Annotated in this window: 16 protein-coding genes and 1 riboswitch; of the genes, 13 read left to right on the top strand and 3 right to left on the bottom strand. The window is 41.1% G+C overall.

The annotated features are described in order from the left end of the window. Window positions 1-2: 2 nt before the first annotated feature. From cpaB to AC0VYO_RS07215, 11 genes are all read left to right on the top strand, one after another. Window positions 3-566 carry a Flp pilus assembly protein CpaB gene (cpaB, locus tag AC0VYO_RS07165; protein ID WP_475368756.1) on the top strand — a complete coding sequence of 188 codons (564 nt, stop codon included), beginning with the start codon at window positions 3-5 and terminating at the stop codon, window positions 564-566. Next, a complete protein-coding gene (locus AC0VYO_RS07170) occupies window positions 563-1,744 on the top strand; it encodes a CpaE/TadZ family protein (protein ID WP_475368757.1) in 1,182 nt (393 codons plus the stop codon). The genes cpaB and AC0VYO_RS07170 overlap by 4 nt, the downstream gene beginning before the upstream one ends. 13 nt (window positions 1,745-1,757) lie before the next feature. Then, window positions 1,758-3,089: a TadA family conjugal transfer-associated ATPase gene (locus AC0VYO_RS07175; RefSeq protein ID WP_430241329.1), complete on the top strand. Its 1,332-nt coding sequence runs from the start codon at window positions 1,758-1,760 to the stop codon at window positions 3,087-3,089. A gap of 1 nt (window position 3,090) precedes the next feature. Then, window positions 3,091-4,050: a type II secretion system F family protein gene (locus AC0VYO_RS07180; protein WP_475367028.1), complete on the top strand. Its 960-nt coding sequence runs from the start codon at window positions 3,091-3,093 to the stop codon at window positions 4,048-4,050. A 3-nt stretch (window positions 4,051-4,053) separates the two neighbouring features. Further along, window positions 4,054-4,980 carry a type II secretion system F family protein gene (locus AC0VYO_RS07185; protein WP_430241332.1) on the top strand — a complete coding sequence of 309 codons (927 nt, stop codon included), beginning with the start codon at window positions 4,054-4,056 and terminating at the stop codon, window positions 4,978-4,980. Window positions 4,981-5,160: 180 nt separating this feature from the next. Then, window positions 5,161-6,015 carry an MBL fold metallo-hydrolase gene (locus AC0VYO_RS07190; RefSeq protein ID WP_475367029.1) on the top strand — a complete coding sequence of 285 codons (855 nt, stop codon included), beginning with the start codon at window positions 5,161-5,163 and terminating at the stop codon, window positions 6,013-6,015. A 46-nt stretch (window positions 6,016-6,061) separates the two neighbouring features. Beyond that, window positions 6,062-6,880 carry an ABC transporter ATP-binding protein gene (locus AC0VYO_RS07195; protein ID WP_475367030.1) on the top strand — a complete coding sequence of 273 codons (819 nt, stop codon included), beginning with the start codon at window positions 6,062-6,064 and terminating at the stop codon, window positions 6,878-6,880. A 55-nt stretch (window positions 6,881-6,935) separates the two neighbouring features. Further along, window positions 6,936-7,313 carry a hypothetical protein gene (locus AC0VYO_RS07200; protein ID WP_475367031.1) on the top strand — a complete coding sequence of 126 codons (378 nt, stop codon included), beginning with the start codon at window positions 6,936-6,938 and terminating at the stop codon, window positions 7,311-7,313. A gap of 159 nt (window positions 7,314-7,472) precedes the next feature. Continuing rightward, a riboswitch (SAM riboswitch) is annotated at window positions 7,473-7,584 on the top strand. A gap of 163 nt (window positions 7,585-7,747) precedes the next feature. After that, window positions 7,748-9,571 carry an assimilatory sulfite reductase (NADPH) flavoprotein subunit gene (locus tag AC0VYO_RS07205; RefSeq protein WP_475368758.1) on the top strand — a complete coding sequence of 608 codons (1,824 nt, stop codon included), beginning with the start codon at window positions 7,748-7,750 and terminating at the stop codon, window positions 9,569-9,571. Window positions 9,572-9,595: 24 nt separating this feature from the next. After that, window positions 9,596-11,305: an assimilatory sulfite reductase (NADPH) hemoprotein subunit gene (cysI, locus tag AC0VYO_RS07210; RefSeq protein WP_475368759.1), complete on the top strand. Its 1,710-nt coding sequence runs from the start codon at window positions 9,596-9,598 to the stop codon at window positions 11,303-11,305. 85 nt (window positions 11,306-11,390) lie between these two features. Next, entirely contained in the window at window positions 11,391-12,605 is a 1,215-nt protein-coding gene (locus AC0VYO_RS07215; protein ID WP_475368760.1) for a threonine synthase, read from the top strand. Between the two features lie 63 nt (window positions 12,606-12,668). On the opposite strand, the gene AC0VYO_RS07220 is transcribed toward AC0VYO_RS07215, so the two are convergent. Beyond that, a complete protein-coding gene (locus tag AC0VYO_RS07220; RefSeq protein ID WP_404682635.1) occupies window positions 12,669-13,226 on the bottom strand; it encodes an MEDS domain-containing protein in 558 nt (185 codons plus the stop codon). Window positions 13,227-13,399: 173 nt separating this feature from the next. Next, complete coding sequence (locus AC0VYO_RS07225; RefSeq protein ID WP_283152497.1) at window positions 13,400-13,879, bottom strand: site-2 protease family protein; 480 nt, start codon at window positions 13,877-13,879, stop codon at window positions 13,400-13,402. Between the two features lie 269 nt (window positions 13,880-14,148). Between AC0VYO_RS07225 and AC0VYO_RS07230 the strand changes: the two genes are divergently transcribed. Further along, window positions 14,149-14,571 carry a DUF1801 domain-containing protein gene (locus AC0VYO_RS07230; protein ID WP_475367035.1) on the top strand — a complete coding sequence of 141 codons (423 nt, stop codon included), beginning with the start codon at window positions 14,149-14,151 and terminating at the stop codon, window positions 14,569-14,571. A gap of 141 nt (window positions 14,572-14,712) precedes the next feature. Here the strand turns inward: AC0VYO_RS07230 and AC0VYO_RS07235 are convergent, their stop codons facing one another. Then, window positions 14,713-15,969, bottom strand: coding sequence for a hypothetical protein (locus AC0VYO_RS07235; RefSeq protein WP_430241347.1), 1,257 nt, complete (start codon window positions 15,967-15,969; stop codon window positions 14,713-14,715). 320 nt (window positions 15,970-16,289) lie between these two features. Between AC0VYO_RS07235 and AC0VYO_RS07240 the strand changes: the two genes are divergently transcribed. Continuing rightward, window positions 16,290-18,431, top strand: coding sequence for a sensor histidine kinase (locus AC0VYO_RS07240; protein ID WP_475368761.1), 2,142 nt, complete (start codon window positions 16,290-16,292; stop codon window positions 18,429-18,431). The last annotated feature ends 1 nt before the right edge of the window (window position 18,432 follow it).

The raw sequence follows: 18,432 nt of genomic DNA on the forward strand, positions 1-18,432 counted from the left end.
GTATGAAAACAAAAAGAATTTGGATGTGGTCCATCGTATTTGGAGCATTCGCAACAATCATTGTGTATGTTGCCCTATTCACGAATCTAACTACAGACGCAGAAACTGAGGTTAAGAAAGTAGAGGAACCTGAGGTTGCGGCAGAGACGACGATTTCGAAGCGAGAAATACCGAATTCAATGGTTGAAGTGAGCGAGGGACATCGCGCGATCTCGCTAAATGTTGAATTAGCGAGCGGAGTTTCAGGTTATGTACAGCCGGATGACTTCGTTGATGTCATTGCTTATGAAACAAAGATTGATGAAGAAAAGAAGGAACTTAAATCTGCGGTCCTTATACTGCAAAGTGTAAAAGTACTAACGTCAGGTAAGGCGCCTGACACCATGGAAGAAGCTCTCCATTATGAAACAGTCACTCTTGAAGTCACACCTGAGCAAGGAGTGAGCTTAAGTCTAGCCGCTAAGGATAAGGACGGATTTTACCTCATGTTACGGAATGGTGAAGATGATGGAACAGTGAAAGAAGGACTAAAAGAAACAAGACAGGTTTATAAGGAGAATGAATGACAATGGACCTAAACTGGTATTTTTACTCTGACACAAATGCGCGTGCAGATGAATTAGAAGCGCTACTTATGAAGAAGAGTCATACTTTAAAAAGCTTTCAACTGTTAGAGGATCTTTTTCATCAGCTTGAGCGAATGCCTCATTCTATTCTTTTTCTTAAAGCTAATACGACTTACAACGTATATGATCTTTGTCAGGAAATTTCAGTTAAATTCCCTTCCACCTATTTGATTATTATCGTACCTGAAAATATGGAAAATACTAAAAAAGCGATGCGAGTTGGAGCTTCAAATATGCTAACGTATTCTTCTGATTCAGAAGAGGTCAATGAAGTGATCATCCAAGCACAAACATTTGTGAAACAACGTGCTGACCAGAAAGGAAACACTCATCCTCATCTCCAAAAGAAAAATAGTCGAGTGATGTCAATATGTAGTTCTAAGGGTGGGGTTGGTAAAACCACATTATCTGTCAATCTAGCAAATGCTTTTGTGAAAGACGGAAAGAGCGTAGTGATTTTAGATGCGAATTTTCAGTTTGGAGATGTTTCGATGTACGTGGACTTGAAGCCGAAAAGGTCGGTTTATGAATGGGTAAAGGAGGGGGTTGAGCGAGAACGCTATGGAATTGAAAATTATTTAACGCATCATTCAAGTGGTGTTGCCATTCTTTCCACACCTCCTAGACCGGAATTTTTTGAGATCATAACCGAGGAGCATCTGGAGCTTGCCGTTAGTGAACTACGTAAAAGCTATGACGTTATTCTGATTGATACCCCTACGTACATTTCCGAGATTCATCTCAAAAGTCTTATGCTGTGTGATGATATTCTCTTAGTCACAACGGGCGATTTACCAGTACTAAGAAATACGAAACTTTACTTGGATATGCTGGAATCCCTACAACTAAATGAGAAGGTTAAGATTATTTTAAATAGAGACTCCAAGCACCGCGTCATAGAAGCGAAGCGAATGGAAAGCATTCTTCAAGAGCCAGTCTATGTTTCGTTGCCAGACCAAGGAGTACACATAGCTACAACGATTAATGAAGGTCTTCCACTAGTGATGAAAAATGGGCGGAATGCTTTTTCTAAAGGTATGTTCATCCTTGCGCTTCAATTAATACCTGTTAGTAGTGAAGTAGAGAAAAAGCCAAAACGATTCGCTCTGAGTCGATGAAGGGGGAATTTCGTTGTCACTTTTCAAACGATATGCTGAAGAAGAGTCATCAATAGTTGAAGAACGAAAAGAAGTGCCGATCGTGAATACGGTTGAATACAAGCAAGTAGAAACGAAATTGCAAGCTTTTTTGCTAGATGAACTAAAAAAGCACCAGTTTCAAGCTGAAGAAGAATCGAAGAAAATTCGAGAGTGGGGGAAGCTCTTTTTAGATAACGAAGCTGAAAGGCTTACCTTTGAAGAAAAGAAACGAATACTTGAATCAGTAGAGCACGAATTGCTCGGGTATGGGCCGATTACGCCTTTATTGGAAGATGACACTGTTTCAGAAGTGATGGTGAACGGGGCGGAGGCCATTTATTATGAACAGTATGGAAAATTGAAGAAAAGCTTTCTAACTTTTCGCGATGATGATCATTTAAGTCGTGTGATCGAACGAATTGTTTCTCCTCTCGGAAGAAGAATCGATGAAAGCTCTCCGATGGTAGATGCGCGACTTCCTGATGGATCACGTGTAAATGCCGTTATTCCACCCCTTTCCTTGACAGGGCCGTCCCTTACGATAAGAAAATTCTCTGCTACGCCTCTTCAAATGCACGATCTCATAAATTATCAGACTCTAAGTGAAGACATGGCGGAGTTTCTAGAAATTTGTGTTCAATCGAGATTAAATGTTTTTATTAGCGGGGGAACCGGCTCGGGAAAGACATCAACACTTAATGTGCTTTCTTCCTTTATCCCGAATGATGAGCGAATTGTAACGATTGAAGATGCAGCGGAGTTGAACTTATCTCAGGAGCACATTGTTTCATTAGAATCGCGGCCTCCTAATATTGAAGGCAAGGGGGAGATTTCGATTCGAGAGCTTGTCCGGAATGCGCTGAGAATGCGACCTGATCGAATTGTTGTTGGTGAGGTCCGTGGGGCGGAGGCGCTTGATATGCTTCAGGCGATGAATACAGGGCATGACGGCAGTCTTAGTACAGGACATGCCAATTCACCAAGAGATATGTTGTCACGACTTGAAACAATGGTGCTGATGGCTGGGTTTGATTTACCTTTACGAGCCATTCGAGAGCAAATTGCTAATGCACTGGATCTTATTGTTCAACAGGCTAGAATGAAGGATGGATCGAGGAAGATCACCCGTATTACCGAGGTGATTGGTATGGAAGAAAACATCATTGTTCTTCAAGATTTGTTTGTTTATAAGGAAACGGGACGAAACAGCGATGGTAGCGTAGAAGGGCATTTTGAAACAACCGGGGTAAGACCGAATGTATCAGAACTTCTTGAACAAAATGGCTACAAGATTTCATCATCTTGGTTTAAAGAGGTGTGGTGAAATGAATGATTGGGTTCTCCTTGTAGTGATTTTTGTTTCAGTGACCTTACTCTTTTATTTGATTTCCAAAGGGGTTATGAGAAAGAAAAAAACCAATGAGCGTATTAAGAGGTTTATCCCACAGGCCGTCGCTGTCACTGAGGTTAAGGAAAAGCAAAAGAATGAAACATTTAGAAAATGGATTGGTTCATTTGCAAAAGCATTTTCTGGCATACAGTTTAGCCAAAAAACAAAGAAATCTCTTGAACAATCGGGAAGTTCATTAAAAGCAGAAGAGTTCTTTGTTATTCGCATTTTAAGTGCGATGGCAGTGGCTGGATTGCTCTATGTCCTTGGTGTACCATGGTTTGTTAGCATTCTATCGCTTTTGATCGGTTTTATTATTCCTGGTATCTATATCACGATTAAAGCAAAGAAGAGAATCAAGCTACTATCCTATCAGCTTGTTGAGGCGCTTGGTACGATGTCCAACTCGATGAGGGCAGGGTTTAGTTTCGTGCAGACGATGCAACTCATTGGGAAGGAAATGCCAGATCCGATTGGTCCAGAATTTGATCGTACTGTTCGTGAAATTGGAATGGGTATACCTATGGAAACCGTGTTTCAAAGCCTGTTAGAACGTTTACCAAATAAAGAGCTTGAAGTTGTTATACAAGCTATTCTCGCACAACGTAAAAGTGGTGGGAACCTGGCGCAGCTTATGGATACGATGGAAGATACTATTCGAGGGAGGATCCGGATTCTCGAAGAACTAAAGACGCTGACGGCACAAGGAAAGTTATCATCCTGGATCATTACTGCTCTCCCTCTTGTGATGGGAATCTACCTCTATTTTGTAAGTCCTGAATACCTTGAACCAATGCTTACCTATCCATTGGGCTGGTTTCTTCTAGTAACAGGGGCGATTTCACTATTCATCGGATGGTTTTTAATTCAAAAGATTGTTCGGATTGAGGTGTAACCAATGATTGCTATTCTGTTTATGCTTTGTACGATGGTTTGTTTCGTATTGTTTATTGCTGCCCTTCTTAAAACCGTTTATCGAAAAGAACTTGCTCTTGAATCTCGCGTTGAGCACTATTTTGGCAAGGAAGAAAAAATTCAACGTAAAACCGAAAAAAGAGAAAGTGGATCTTACCATCCACTACTTCGTAAATATTGGGGAATGGGTATTGAACAGGTGAGTAAAACATTTGCAAGAAAGGATCGAAAGAAGTTAGATATGCTCCTCCATGAGGCTGGATATGGAAACCGTTCGGCAGTTGAATTCCGACTTATTCAACTTCTTCTCAGCATCGGTGGAGGGTTCTTAACTTACTTGCTTATGGTGCCTGTGACGGATGGAAATGCTTCTATGACACTTGTATTAGCACTTGGGGTTGTTTTCTTATTTTATCGATATCCTTTGTTTTACCTAGCGAAGAAAAAAACGCAGCGCGTTAAAATAATCGATATGGAAATGTCCGATTTCTTTGATATGGTAAGTCTACTTCTTGAAGCAGGCGTAGGACTTGAAGGGGCGATCAAAAATGTATGTGCAAGAAAGTCTGGCCCACTTGCGGATGAGTTTAGTCAGGCATTAGATGAGATGAAGCGAGGGAAATCGCGACGAGAAGCATTTTATAATCTGAAAAAACGTGTTCCTTCAGATTATTTTCAAAGTGTGATGATGTCGATTATTCAAGCCGATCATCTTGGAATCGGAATGTCAAAAGTTATTAAAAATATTACGGCACGCATTCGTGAACAGAGACGTGAACGAGCACGCGAGCAAGCGATGAAAGCTCCAGTGAAAATGCTCATACCTATGGTTCTCTTTATTTTTCCACCTCTCTTTATCATTATCCTTGGACCGATGGTAGTGAAGATCGTCGTGGATGGCTTTGGTTAAGAGAAGACGAACACCTCCATTTCTACTGCAATGCAAAAAAATCACCTTTCCTAAACGACGCTTCCATTTGGAGGTGTCTATTTTTTGTATGTAGTAGAAAAAATACGAATACAAAACTTCAAAATGATAAAATGGAAATAAGAAATTTCATCGAGGTTTGTATTTTAAGGAGGACAATAAATGCAACAGATTAAACAAATTGGCAATCGCTTTTACTATCAAACACCAGTTTCCGAAACGGACCGACCGATTCTAGGAATGGTGATTGGAGATAGAAAGTCTCTGATGATCGATGCTGGGAATTCAGAGGACCATGCTCGTTATTTTCTAAAAGAACTATCGGAAAAAGGATTCAAGGAACCGGACATGGTCGCGCTCACTCATTGGCATTGGGATCATATCTTTGGACTATCGGCGCTTAGAGATGCTGTCTCCTTATCCTCGCATCAGACGAAAGAGGAAATTAGTAAGCTTATTCCATTAGGATGGTCTGATGATGAGTTGGATGAGCGGGTGAAAGAAGGCACTGAAATTGAATTTTGTGCAAATGCGATCAAGAAGGAATTTGTGGATTCTCGAGACATTACGATTACGCTACCAGATGTAACGTTTGGTGAGAAAATGGAGATTGATCTTGGTGGTGTCACGTGTATTCTTCAGCCTGTTGGGGGCGATCACGCGGCTGATTCGGTTGTGATTTATATGAAGGAAGAGAAAATCCTTTTTCTTGGAGACTGCTTTTATCCTGATATTTTTTCAGAAAAAGTCAACTACACTGTTAACATAACAAATCGACTGCTTGATCAGTTAGAAAGCTTTGAGGCAGAATGGTTCATCTTATCACACGGGGAGGCAATCTCTAAGGAGGATTTTAAGAACGAAGTGAACCTTTTACGTGCTGTTGCTTCTATTACTGAGGAGTGCAATGGTGATGTTACACGTATGCAAAAGTTGTATGAGCATAACGTTGGCAGAGACTCACGCGAAGAGGAGCTTGAAGTGATTCAAGAATTTGCTAACGGGTATACGATGTAAAAAGCGCTAGTTGGAATGACTTTCTTCAAAGAACGGAGTGGGGTGTATGGCAATCATTCATGTGGAAAATGCTTATTACACACGTGAGAAACAGATGATTTTATCCGATATTTCTTTTTCCGTAGAGAAAGGCCAGCATCAGGCCATTATCGGATTAAATGGATCAGGTAAAACGACACTACTTCAGTTAATTCACGGCTCTATCTGGCCACTGCTTCGCTATGATCCCGTCGTTGAAGTATTGGGGTATCGTCTTGGAAAAACTGATTTGAGTGAACTTAGAAAATCTATTGGCTGGGTGAGCAACGCTTTCACTGAGCGTATCTCTCCGATGCAGGAAGTGACAGATGTTGTGATTAGCGGGAAGTTTGCCTCAGCTGGACTTTATGAGCAGGTGACGGAACAGGAAGAATCGCAAGCGATGAAGATGATGCAGGAATGGGGGATTGCTCATTTACGCGGTAAACCTTTTCGAATTTGCTCTCAAGGTGAGAAGCAGAAAGTCCTGATAGCGAGAGCTTTGATGTCTTCGCCAAAGCTTCTTATTCTAGATGAACCGTGCAACGGACTTGATCTGTATTCACGCGAACAGTTATTAGCTCAGGTTGAACGCCTTGGAAAAGAGGAAGAGGGTCCAACCATATTGTATATCACTCATCATATTGAGGAGATTTGTCCCGTATTCACTCACGCTATGATTATGGAAAATGGTCGAATTGCAGTGAATGGCAAGAAGAAAGATGTGTTAACAGCTGAACATCTTAGTAAAAGTATGGGCGTCCCTTTAGAAGTGACGTGGAACAGAGAGCGACCTTGGGTTCAGGTGATTTCAAATGAGATGAAGCCAGCTTATCCATCTGCATAAGGACCGTGTATCTCAAAAATGGCCAAATTCGTTCATCGTCAAAAGGAGGTATGTATTGAAGGATTTTGCTTCGCTAACCCATAAAGAAATTGCGATTCGATATACGGTATTGACGCTGTTTCTATCGTCTACCATTTTTATAGTGGATTACGACCTTCCACTCTGGGCGTATGTCATATGCATGCTTCTATCGATATTTGGTATTGCGGTGAACTTGTTGAAATGGAAACGTGGGAAAAAAGTTAACGTCACATTTAAAGATCATGTCATTCGCTCCTGCGTTTTTTCTTTCATAGCTTTTCTCTTGTTGGTGCTGCCTTTTGACTACTCCAGTTGGTTGATGATTCTTATGATTCTATCTCTTGTCATGGCGAATACGATTGATTTCATGCGCATTCGGAATAGGATACAAGAGGGACAACGGCAGGGATAAAAGACCTGAATCATTTGGATTATTTTTCATGAAGATTGCTGGTGTTAGCAGCATTTAGTTAATTGAATGATGATAATTTTCTAATAATATATTGACTTTTATTCGATCACGAGATAACATTTGAACCAATCATTGTCATATACAATTTGATAGCAACATTTCTTATCAAGAGAGGTGGAGGGACTGGCCCTATGAAGCTTCGGCAACCGATGAGATGATCCTTCATCTCATACTGTGCCAAATCCAGCAGGTTTATCCTGAAAGATAAGAAGACTGGCTTCGTACTTACAAACCTTTCTTCTTATGTTTTGAGAAGAGAGGTTTTTTGTGTTGAATGGGTTAGGGGGAATGCAGACGAATTTATTTGCTATTAATTCCGAGTAAACTACTTTCATTACATTGAATTAAATTTGAGTATTGTGAGGTGGATTGTATTGCAGTTACAGGTTGTGAATAGCCCTTTTGACAAAGAACAATCGGAGCTTTTAAATCGTCTCTTACCAACATTAAATCAGACGCAGAAAATATGGCTGAGCGGATACCTTTCCGTACCAGGTAGCTCTGAAGCTGCGGCAGCTACTGAGACGGTTGCTCAAGGTGTTTCTGCTTCAGAAGCATTCTCTAAACAAGAAGCAAAAACACGTGAGCTTACGATTCTCTATGGCTCACATACTGGCAATTGTCAGTCACTAGCGGAATCTTTCTTTGAGCGATTGGAAAACGAGAAATACAACGTTACCCTTTCATCGCTTGATGATTTTAAGCCAAAGTCGCTTAAAAAAGTAGAAGATTTATTATTGATTACAAGCACCCACGGAGATGGCGATCCTCCTGATAATGCGTTAAGCTTCCATGACTTTGTTCAAAGTAAGAGAGCCCCTGAATTAGATGGTCTCAGATTCTCAGTCTTATCACTTGGTGATAGCTCCTATGAATTTTTCTGCCAAACCGGGAAAGATTTTGACAAGCGCTTTGAAGAATTAGGTGCAACAAGGCTCTATCCTCGTGTAGATTGTGATCTTGATTTCGAAGAGCCGGCAGAAGAGTGGTTCGAAGGCGTGACGGGAGTATTGAAAGAAGATCAGTCTACGAGAGAATCGACTTCTGAAACAAAACCTGATGAGTCGAATCAGACGTATTCCAGAACGAATCCATTCAAAGCCGAAATTCTTGAGAATGTTAATTTGAATGGACGTGGATCGAATAAAGAAACACGGCACATTGAGCTTGATCTTGAAGGATCGAACCTTGATTATGAGCCGGGTGATAGCCTTGGTATTTACCCGGAGAATGATACTGCTCTTGTCCGTCAGCTAATCGATGAACTGAACTGGAAGCGAGAAGAACAGGTTATGGTGAACAAAAAGGGTGACGTTCAGCCACTTGAAGAAGCTTTAACGAAAACATATGAGATTACGAGTCTCACAAAGCCATTGCTCAAGAAGATTGCAGAGCTGACATCAAGTTTTGAGCTTAAGCGCATGGTTGAAGCGGAAGGCGAAGAACTAAGAACATACCTTTACGGTAGAGATTTAATTGATTTGGTGAAGGACTACGGACCGTGGACCGTCTCGGCACAGGAGTTCGTAAACGTTCTGCGCAAAATTCCGGTTCGTCTTTATTCGATCGCAAGCAGTTCAAACGCAAATCCAGATGAAGTTCATCTCACAATTGGGGCACTAAGGTATGATGCACATGGTCGAGCTCGTACGGGCGTATGCTCTGGCCAATGCGCAGAGCGCTCACAAGCGGGGGATACACTCCCAATATTTGTGCAGCGAAATCAAAACTTTAGACTTCCGGATCATCCTGACACCCCTATCATTATGATAGGCGCAGGTACTGGCGTAGCGCCGTACCGGGCATTCTTACAAGAGCGAGAAGAAAGTGGCGCAAGTGGAGAAACGTGGCTATTCTTTGGTGAACAGCATTTTGTCACAGACTTTCTTTATCAAGTCGAATGGCAGAAGTGGTTGAAAGATGGGGTGCTTTCTCGTATGGACGTGGCGTTTTCTCGTGATTCAGAAGAGAAAGTGTATGTTCAGCACCGCATGCTCGAGCGAAGTAAAGAACTATACGAGTGGCTGCAAGAGGGTGCGCACGTCTACGTATGTGGAGATGAAAAGTATATGGCAAAAGACGTTCACGTGGCACTCGTTAACATCTTAGAGCAACAGGGGAATTTCAGTGAGTCAGAAGCAGAAGCTTATCTTGCAGATCTACGTAACGCGAAACGCTACCAGCGCGATGTGTACTAAGCGCATCAGGGAAGGAGATTGATCATGTCGAAAAAGACGGTAACAGAAGACGGCAAACCGAGTGAAATGGAGAAAATCAAAGACGAAAGTGATTACTTACGCGGATCGCTTGTGAAAAGCTTTGCGGATCCCATCACCGCTTCCATCCCAGACGCAGATACAAAACTATTAAAATTTCATGGGAGCTATATGCAAGATGATCGCGATATTCGTCAGGAGCGAAAACAGCAGAAGCTTGAACCAGCTTATCAGTTTATGGTTCGAGTGCGACTACCTGGTGGAGTAGCTAACCCAGAGCAATGGCTAGTAATGGATGATCTTGCGAATCAATACGGAAATGGGACGTTAAAGCTAACGACGCGCCAAACGTTCCAAATGCATGGGATCTTAAAGTGGAATATGAAAAAAAGCATTCAGGCAATGGACCAGGTTCTGATGGATTCTCTTGCGGCATGCGGTGACGTGAATCGGAATGTGATGTGTAATGCCAATCCCTATCAATCTGATATTCATGCCGAGGTGCATGGATGGGCACGGAAGTTAAGCGATGATCTCTTACCGAGAACGAGAGCGTACCATGAAATCTGGTTAGATGAAGAAAAAGTGCTTGATCGAAAAGAAGAGGAAATTGAGCCGATGTATGGCCCACATTACTTGCCAAGAAAGTTTAAGATTGGGGTCGCTGTCCCTCCATCAAACGATGTGGATATTTTCTCACAAGATCTTGGCTTTATTGCGATTCTTGAAGATGGCAAGCTACAAGGATTTAATGTCGCGGTAGGCGGCGGCATGGGTATGACGCATGGAGACACAAGTACGTATCCTCAGCTATCCCGAATGATTGGATTTTGTACACCCGAAAAGATTGTTGATGTTGCTGAGAAAATCATTACAATTCAGCGGGATTATGGCAATCGGTCAGAGCGGAAGAACGCTCGTTTCAAATATACGATCGATCGAAGAGGACTCGACTGGGTTCGGAACGAATTGAATAATAGACTGGGCTATGAACTAGAAGAAGCTCGTTCTTATCACTTCGATCATAATGGTGATCGCTATGGATGGGTGAAGGGTGACGGCAAATGGCATTTAACGCTCTTTATCCAAAATGGTCGTATTGTGGATTTAGAAGATTATCAGATTATGACAGGGCTTCGTGAAATTGCAAAGGTTCACGAAGGAGATTTCAGACTAACGCCGAACCAGAATCTCATTATAGCGAATGTAGCAGAAGAAAAGAAAGCAGAGATTGATGAGCTTGTGGCAACATACGGTCTTACAGATGGGAAACAAAATTCAGCACTGCGCCGTAATTCGATGGCCTGCGTGGCGTTCCCAACATGCGGTCTAGCGATGGCAGAAGCAGAGCGTTATCTACCTTCTCTCATTGATAAGATTGAAGAGATTGTAGATGAAGCGGGACTGAGAGAAGAAGAAATCGTAATCCGCATGTCGGGCTGTCCAAATAGCTGCTCACGTCCGACGCTTGGTGAGATTGCCTTTATTGGGAAAGCGCCTGGTAAGTACAATATGTACATGGGAGCAGGGTTTGTTGGGGATCGGTTAAGCAAGCTTTATAAAGAAAACATTGGCGAAGAAGAAATCCTTGCTTCACTAAAACCGATTCTATTTAACTATGCGAAAGAAAAAGAGGTAGATGAGCATTTCGGTGATTATGTGATTCGAGCAGGATATGTTGAAGAAGTGCGATCAGGACTTGATTTTCATAGCTAGTTATATCGAAATGAAGCCCGAAGTTCATCAGCGTGTGAACTTTGGGTTTCAACACGTCTTTTACTAAATTGTCGGAGGTGCTTCAATGCCATATAGTATGGTTTGTCATTTATCATGTCCAAAGTGCAACGAGACATATGATTCAGATACGATTCAACAGCTTTGTGTTTGTGGTTCACCACTTCTTGTCGAATATGATCTTGATGAGGTGAAAAAGCGTCTTACAAAGGAAATGATTGCCGGACGAGAACAGTCGCTCTGGCGCTATCATGAATTACTTCCGGTTAAAGAAGAAAAGAATAAAGTTAGTTTTGAAGAAGGGATGACCCCTTTCCTGCCACTACCATCCCTTGGTCAGAAAATGAATCTCTCAAACTTATACATAAAAGACGAGGGAATGGTGCCGACGGGTTCATTTAAAGCTCGGGGAGCGGCAGTCGGCATTTCGAAGGCAAAGGAGCTTGGCGTTCAGAACCTTGCGATGCCGACAAATGGAAATGCTGGAGCTGCCTGGTCACTTTATGCAGCAAAGGCTGGGTTGGACGCTCATATCGTTATGCCTGTTGACGCACCTGAGATTACGAGAAAAGAAGTGATCATTTCTGGTGCTCATCTTTATCTAGTCAACGGGTTAATAAGTGACGCTGGTAAAATAGTTGGTGATCTCGTGAAAGAGCAAGGATTTTATGATGCATCTACCCTAAAAGAGCCCTATCGCATTGAAGGTAAAAAAACGATGGGGTATGAAATAGCGGAACAGCTGAATTGGGAGCTTCCTGATGTGATTCTTTATCCAACAGGCGGTGGCGTTGGTCTTATTGGAATCTATAAAGCGTTTCTTGAGCTTAAGAAGCTTGGATGGATTAAGGATCAAAAGCTTCCAAGATTAGTTGCTGTGCAATCGGAGGGGTGTGCCCCTATTGTGAAGGCATTCGAAGAAGGAAAAACTGAGTCTGAGTTCTGGGAAAATTCAACGACGCATGCGTTTGGTATCAATGTACCTAAAGCGATCGGAGACTTTCTTGTATTGGATGCGATTTATCAAACAGACGGGTGTGCCGTTGCTGTTTCTGAAGAAGATATTCGAATCTCCCAGCGAGAAGTTGCTGCGTTAGAAGGGCAATTTATTTGTCCCGAAGGAGCGAGTACATTCGCTGCTGCGGAAAGATTAAGGGAACGAAATTGGATCAAAGAAGATGAACAGGTTATTTGTTTAAATACGGGCCTTGGTATTAAATATCCAGATGCTTTTGAAGTAAATGTGAAAACAATGGAGACGAATGAAAGAATCAACGTCTAATATCTTAGCCATACCAAAGGTAATGCACCACTCTGAGATTTTCTTAGAGGGGTGCATTTCTATTTAAGCTAAATATTGTTTTGAAGTGAAAAATTCTTCTTCCATTAACACGTAAGGGTGAGTTTCCATCAAAATGTTAATGAGGTAATCAGGCATTCTTTCTCCATCGTATGCACAAATAAGAGGGAAGGAAAGATCGTTAACTGCTTCGTCTACAATTTTTTCGAAGTCTTCTATAAGGTGAAGAGGGTCTTCCATCGAGGCCCATTCCACATGTGCCCATGAGCGGAAGGAGAGATTAGATTCCACATAAGGTTGAACGGTCTTTTTGAAATATTCATGAATAGCAGGAGGATGATAACTGCCGCTAGAAAAGTAAAAGTCGAAGCTGTTCACTCTGTGGACAAACTTCATTTCGTTAGCCGTTAACCTTGAGGTTAATTCTTTCTCAATCATCGGATACAGGCGATCATTTTCGATTAAGATGACGTAATCTCCGTTCGCGACTCCTTTTTCAGTATAACTAACGACTTGTTCGAGGTAATTCTTCATCCCATGGTAGGCATAAAGCACATGAACACTTTTTTGCTCCTCGAACAGCTGATTCATCTTGCTAGTCAAGTGATCACCCCTTCGTTTTCTTCTACTTTTATTTTACTACAATTCTTCGAAGAGATACATGGCGGTATGAGTAGGCATGAGGTTTTTATTTCGGTAAAGGTGAGAATGATGGTGCGATATGAAAAAAAGCCAGATTCTGTGTGAGAACAGAATTTGGCTTTTATCCTTTACGTTTAATCAATTGGATCGACGGATTTTCCGTATCGAAGAACATCGAATACGGCCATCCCATCACTAGGTCTGCCATTGTCATTACGGAAGGGCATAAGTGAGAAGAAAATAAAGTAGATAGAGAAATATGTGAACTGATAGAAAAACAGCGTTACAGGTATTGTGTTTGAGGTAATCAAGTAGTTAATGATTAAAATCACAATGAGATTAAATAGACTGCCACCTAAATAGATCGCAACGTGTGCCCACGTTTTGTTGTAGGTTAATTCTTCGTATTGGCACCAGCCTTCCATGAAATACTTTCTTCTAATTTCCAGCGGTCCTATATGAAAGAGCGTGCGTCCTGTACCGATGCAAAATTTCACTTTGCCTCCAAATAGCCGCGCTATGAGCACGTGACCCGCTTCATGGACAAGAGTGACAATTGGTAGAATAATGAAGAAATTCACAAAGAACATGGGAATATCATTTAAAGTAAACATGGTTATACCTCCGAGATGTAAGTATCAACTAAAGTTTGGTATGACTATAAAAAGGAACGTTCCCGATTTACTCGTTTCCTAACTGATTTTCGATAAGAAACATGAAACGGTAATAAAAGAAATGCTTTTGATACATCTTTACTTGTAAGGGCATAGCAGTAATAAGCTTTCGAAATTTGCGATTGTTGAACTAAGGAAAATAAAAAGGAATTAACGAAAGGGCGGAGTAAATAGTAAGTGAAAGGTGAAGAAATAAAGGGGGTATTTTGATGTATGAACTGAAAACGAAAGAAACGGATAACAGTGTGATTGAATTCATCGAAAGCGTTGATCATCCAAAGAAGCGGGAGGATGGCTATCGTTTGTTAGATCTTTTTACTGAAACGACAGGGTATGAAGCGAAAATGTGGGGACCAAGTATTATTGGGTTCGGAAGTTATCATTATAAATACGCTACGGGACATGAGGGGGATGCACCGCTCGTTGGATTTTCTCCTAGGAAGGCTAAGATTAGTTTGTATCTCGCTCAAGGAGAACCAGAGCGCGAGGATGCTTTAGCTCGATTAGGAAAACATACAACAGGGAAGGCCTGTGTTTATGTAAATAAGCTTGCGGACATTGATCTTGAAGTACTTAAAGAGCTAATATGTCAATCAGTCGAATATTTGAAAAAGCTGTACCCAGAAAAATAAGGTAGATATTGCATAGTAAGGCGGAAACATAATAATTTATATTGCTAGAGAGAATGGTACGATGAGCCAATTGGTGAAATATCAACATAAGGGTCAGGCGCAGATGTGCCTGACCCTTATGTTGGTTTCAAAACCTTTAGATTATTGTGCTTGCACGGTTTCAAGCGCTACTGCTTTAATGTCACCTTCTTTTGATTCTGAGACGAAAGAAAGTCTGTTTTCACCAGTATGATACACGTGCAAATATTCGTTATCCAGTTCATTAAAGACGACCTCATCAGGTTCTCCAAATTGACAAACGACATCTGTGTAAGGGATAGCGGGTCCTTCTGATAACGCGTTATAACGTAAATGACTTACCGTTTCGTTTGCAGTTAAGTAAGCGTACTTTTCATCATAGAATCCAGGTGTTCCTTCATAGAACGTTTCATCATAAGTCATCTCTGGCTTTATTTTCTTTAAGGCTTCTTCAGACATTCCAATAAAAATGGAGGCATCCTTCAGGTGACCTTGCTCTGCAAAATTCAGTAATTCTGAATGGAACGGAGCTTTTTCACAGGAAGTAGGGGTATTCTCGGCTGATGTTAATGGTTTTTCATCTGTCATCGTATAATCACCATTAAACCCAACAGCTGCGTCATGATAACTAAGACAGGCTTCTTCAATAAATGTAATGACGTCATTCGTTCGAATAAACGTACCGGAACAAGACGGATCTTCCGTATCCTCAAACGTTGCTTCATCACCGTTTATTGTAGCTGTACCATTCAATTTCCCAACATCCGATCCACTACTTACGTCGATCGTAAACTGAAAGGATTCCTTCGTCACGTTTGATATGCTTAAATTCCCCTGATCGAACGCAGGATCAATATAAAGTGCTTCTTTCCATTCAGAAGAACTTTCTTCGTTCGCTGCTTCATCTTTCGGATTGGATTCCAGTTCAATTCGAGTGTATACGCCTGTAAAAGAAGCGCTATTCTCATTCATTGATTCACACGCTTCACTCGTATCGATGGCTAATCGGTCCTCCTTCCAACCAAACGAGGCTTTGCAAGCATCGTTATCAGGGTGTGTGAAATGAGCCATTTCTCCGTCGACTTCAGCAGTTCCTGAAAGCTCTCCAACATTTTGACCATCATAGGATTGAAGCATAAACGTAAATGAAGTAGAAGCTGAATCTGTTATATCGAGACCCCCATGGATTTCTCCATCTTTCTCCCACTTGTACGTGCCATCTTGAAAAAGAATGTCTTTTTGTACGGTTTCCTCTGCAGACTTGTCCACCGTTTCTTTCTCCGCTTCTACCTTTTCCGATGAGTCAGAAGTAGTTAAGAAGTTACATGACGTGACGATGAGTAATAAGATAAACACCAATACGTGACGAAGCGTTTTCATAAGATTCCTCCCTACTGAAGTAAGTTGATGCCATCATTATACATAACGTTCCGTAAAAGAATGGGATAATGGTGTCGAGCCGGGAAAAAATTCCTTGTCTAGTTTAAGCGAATTCTTTTGTAATTTAGTTGACCATTTCCGGGGAAATGAATGGAAGAAGTCGAATGCAACATTACTTTTCGTTCCGATGGGGAAGAATGTGTTGAAAATAGGGAGCAAGGTATAATATCTAAATATTCTATTGCCAATTGAGCGAGTGGACGATTATGATGAATTTAAATGAGACAAGTTCGTCATGTCATAACAACTGGTGGGATGGAATGAAAACCTTAACAAAACAGCTCATTCGTTTATTTGAATCAGTTCATGGAAGTATTTTAAGAAAATCTGTCATGATTTTTGTTTTCATTCTAGTTATTCCAACGTTAATGATCTATCAGCTGATCATCAACTATGCGGAAGAGATGATTGAGCAGGACATTATTAGTGAAAATGTCGCGAACACGGAAAGTATCGTGAAGCGCGTAAATAATGAAATTTCCAGTGTTGTTTTACAGCTGCATTTAATGGCAGGAAATGGAGAAGAAAACGAAATTAACGCGGAACGTATGTATGAGCGATCCAGACAGGCGATTGCCCAGAGCTCTATTATTCGGTCTATCTATTATCTAGATGACACTAGTAACGTCATATTTGAATCTCCTTTTGCCCCTGAGCTTGAAGGTGTCTCCTATCACTATCCAGAGTTTGATCGAATTCAATGGACGCACAATTATGCTGTTTCTAGTGTTATTCAAAATTTTAGCGGTGAGGATATTGTTTCGGTGGGGATTCCAGTCTTTGACGAAAAAAATGATTTTCAAGGTGCTTTAATTGCAGAATTTAGTCAGGATTATTTATCTGAAATCGTCAGAAGTATCAGCATGAGTGAAGGACATTTTGGGATGATGGTTGATCCAGAAGGAATTGTCGTGGCTTCTACTAATGAACAATCAATCGGAACAGCTATTTCAAGTGATTTGCCTTCTGAGCAAATATTTGAGGAAGTTTCAGGGGTTGCACGTTCATCTTATGAAGGGGATCAGAGCATCATCGCTTATCAAACACTGCGTGATGAATGGGGTCTCGTTTACGGAGTGTCAGAAGATATTGCCTTTGCCCCCGTTCGAAAACTATCGCTAGTGCTTACGTTATCTTTTCTCGGGATTCTCATTCTTTCTTTCTTTTTCATCGTTGCCGGTATTCGAAATATTGTTTATCCCATTATTCGATTAACAGATTATGCAAAGGATTATAGGAAGAAGGTTTTTTATCAGGAGCATGATCCATCTCAAAGTGTCCGAAAAGATGAAGTGGGAGAATTGACTCGAACGATCATTTCCGTCGGCAATAGTAATTATGAGAAGCAGCATCAGCTAGAAGAAAGTGAACGCTACTTAAATGACATGATTGAAGGAATCCCTTATGGCATGATTACGATTAATGATCACGCGATCGTAACGCATGTGAACAAACGATTCGAAAACCTTATTGGGTTTAGTAGAAATGATCTCGTCGGAAAGTCATTATCAGAACTTCCAATTAAAAGTACAGATGAAGACTTTATGTTGTTAAAAGCCTTAATCTCTGAGGAACCTAGCATCGAATGTGAAAGCTACATTATCGATGCAAAGGGAAGGCGTCACATTGTGAATATCGCTACGTCTCGTTTCTACAATGCTCAGAATGAAATTATTGGCAGCATTGCTGTGCTACAGGATATTTCACAAATGAAGATGCTAGAGTCACGGTTGAAACAAAATGATAAGCTTGCATTGATAGGGCAAATTACCACGGGTATTGCTCATGAAATCAAAAACCCGCTTGCGATTTTAACAGGATCTTCTGAGATGTTAAGAGAAGAAGTGGAGGAAGCCAATAGTTCAGAAGAGATTCTTGAATTATCGCGTGATATTGATCAAGTCGTGAAACGAATGAAGACGATTGTGAATAATTTCTTGAATTTTGCAAAAGTGAACAAAGCCGATGCTCGACCAATTCAGTTGAAGAAAGTGACTGATGAAGTCCTACATCTAGTGAGATTTAAGCTAAAAGAATTAAATATAGAGGTCGTAAAGCACTATGAGACAAGCGGAGACCTCGTCGGTTTCTATGATGAGTTAATTCAAGCCTTTTTAAATATCATTCTTAATGCAACAGACGCAATGAAAGAGGAAGGAACATTAACCGTTACGATTGAAGAGGACGAGAAATATGTTCATGTCGCTATCGGAGACACAGGAACGGGCATTATGACGAGTAATCTTGAATGGCTTTTTGATCCATTCTTTTCGACTAAGGAAGAAGGGAATGGACTTGGATTAACAATCGCGAGAGATATCATTAAAGAAAATAATGGCGACCTTACGGTTGAGAGCGTAGAGGGTGAGGGGACAACAATTCATTGTTGGTTCCACCGATAGA

It is taken from the genome of Anaerobacillus sp. 63XJN7_4_ISO-PGPR-S23-413 (assembly GCF_056173725.1).

Bases quoted from the DNA above. Each gene is read 5' to 3' on its own strand.
- AC0VYO_RS07235 (WP_430241347.1), bottom strand. From the start codon at position 15,969: ATGAAAACGCTTCGTCACGTATTGGTGTTTATCTTATTACTCATCGTC.
- cpaB (WP_475368756.1), top strand. From the start codon at position 3: ATGAAAACAAAAAGAATTTGGATGTGGTCCATCGTATTTGGAGCATTC.
- AC0VYO_RS07180 (WP_475367028.1), top strand. From the start codon at position 3,091: ATGAATGATTGGGTTCTCCTTGTAGTGATTTTTGTTTCAGTGACCTTA.
- AC0VYO_RS07190 (WP_475367029.1), top strand. From the start codon at position 5,161: ATGCAACAGATTAAACAAATTGGCAATCGCTTTTACTATCAAACACCA.
- AC0VYO_RS07225 (WP_283152497.1), bottom strand. From the start codon at position 13,879: ATGTTTACTTTAAATGATATTCCCATGTTCTTTGTGAATTTCTTCATT.
- cysI (WP_475368759.1), top strand. From the start codon at position 9,596: ATGTCGAAAAAGACGGTAACAGAAGACGGCAAACCGAGTGAAATGGAG.
- AC0VYO_RS07185 (WP_430241332.1), top strand. From the start codon at position 4,054: ATGATTGCTATTCTGTTTATGCTTTGTACGATGGTTTGTTTCGTATTG.
- AC0VYO_RS07170 (WP_475368757.1), top strand. From the start codon at position 563: ATGACAATGGACCTAAACTGGTATTTTTACTCTGACACAAATGCGCGT.
- AC0VYO_RS07195 (WP_475367030.1), top strand. From the start codon at position 6,062: ATGGCAATCATTCATGTGGAAAATGCTTATTACACACGTGAGAAACAG.
- AC0VYO_RS07240 (WP_475368761.1), top strand. From the start codon at position 16,290: ATGAAAACCTTAACAAAACAGCTCATTCGTTTATTTGAATCAGTTCAT.
- AC0VYO_RS07215 (WP_475368760.1), top strand. From the start codon at position 11,391: ATGCCATATAGTATGGTTTGTCATTTATCATGTCCAAAGTGCAACGAG.
- AC0VYO_RS07230 (WP_475367035.1), top strand. From the start codon at position 14,149: ATGTATGAACTGAAAACGAAAGAAACGGATAACAGTGTGATTGAATTC.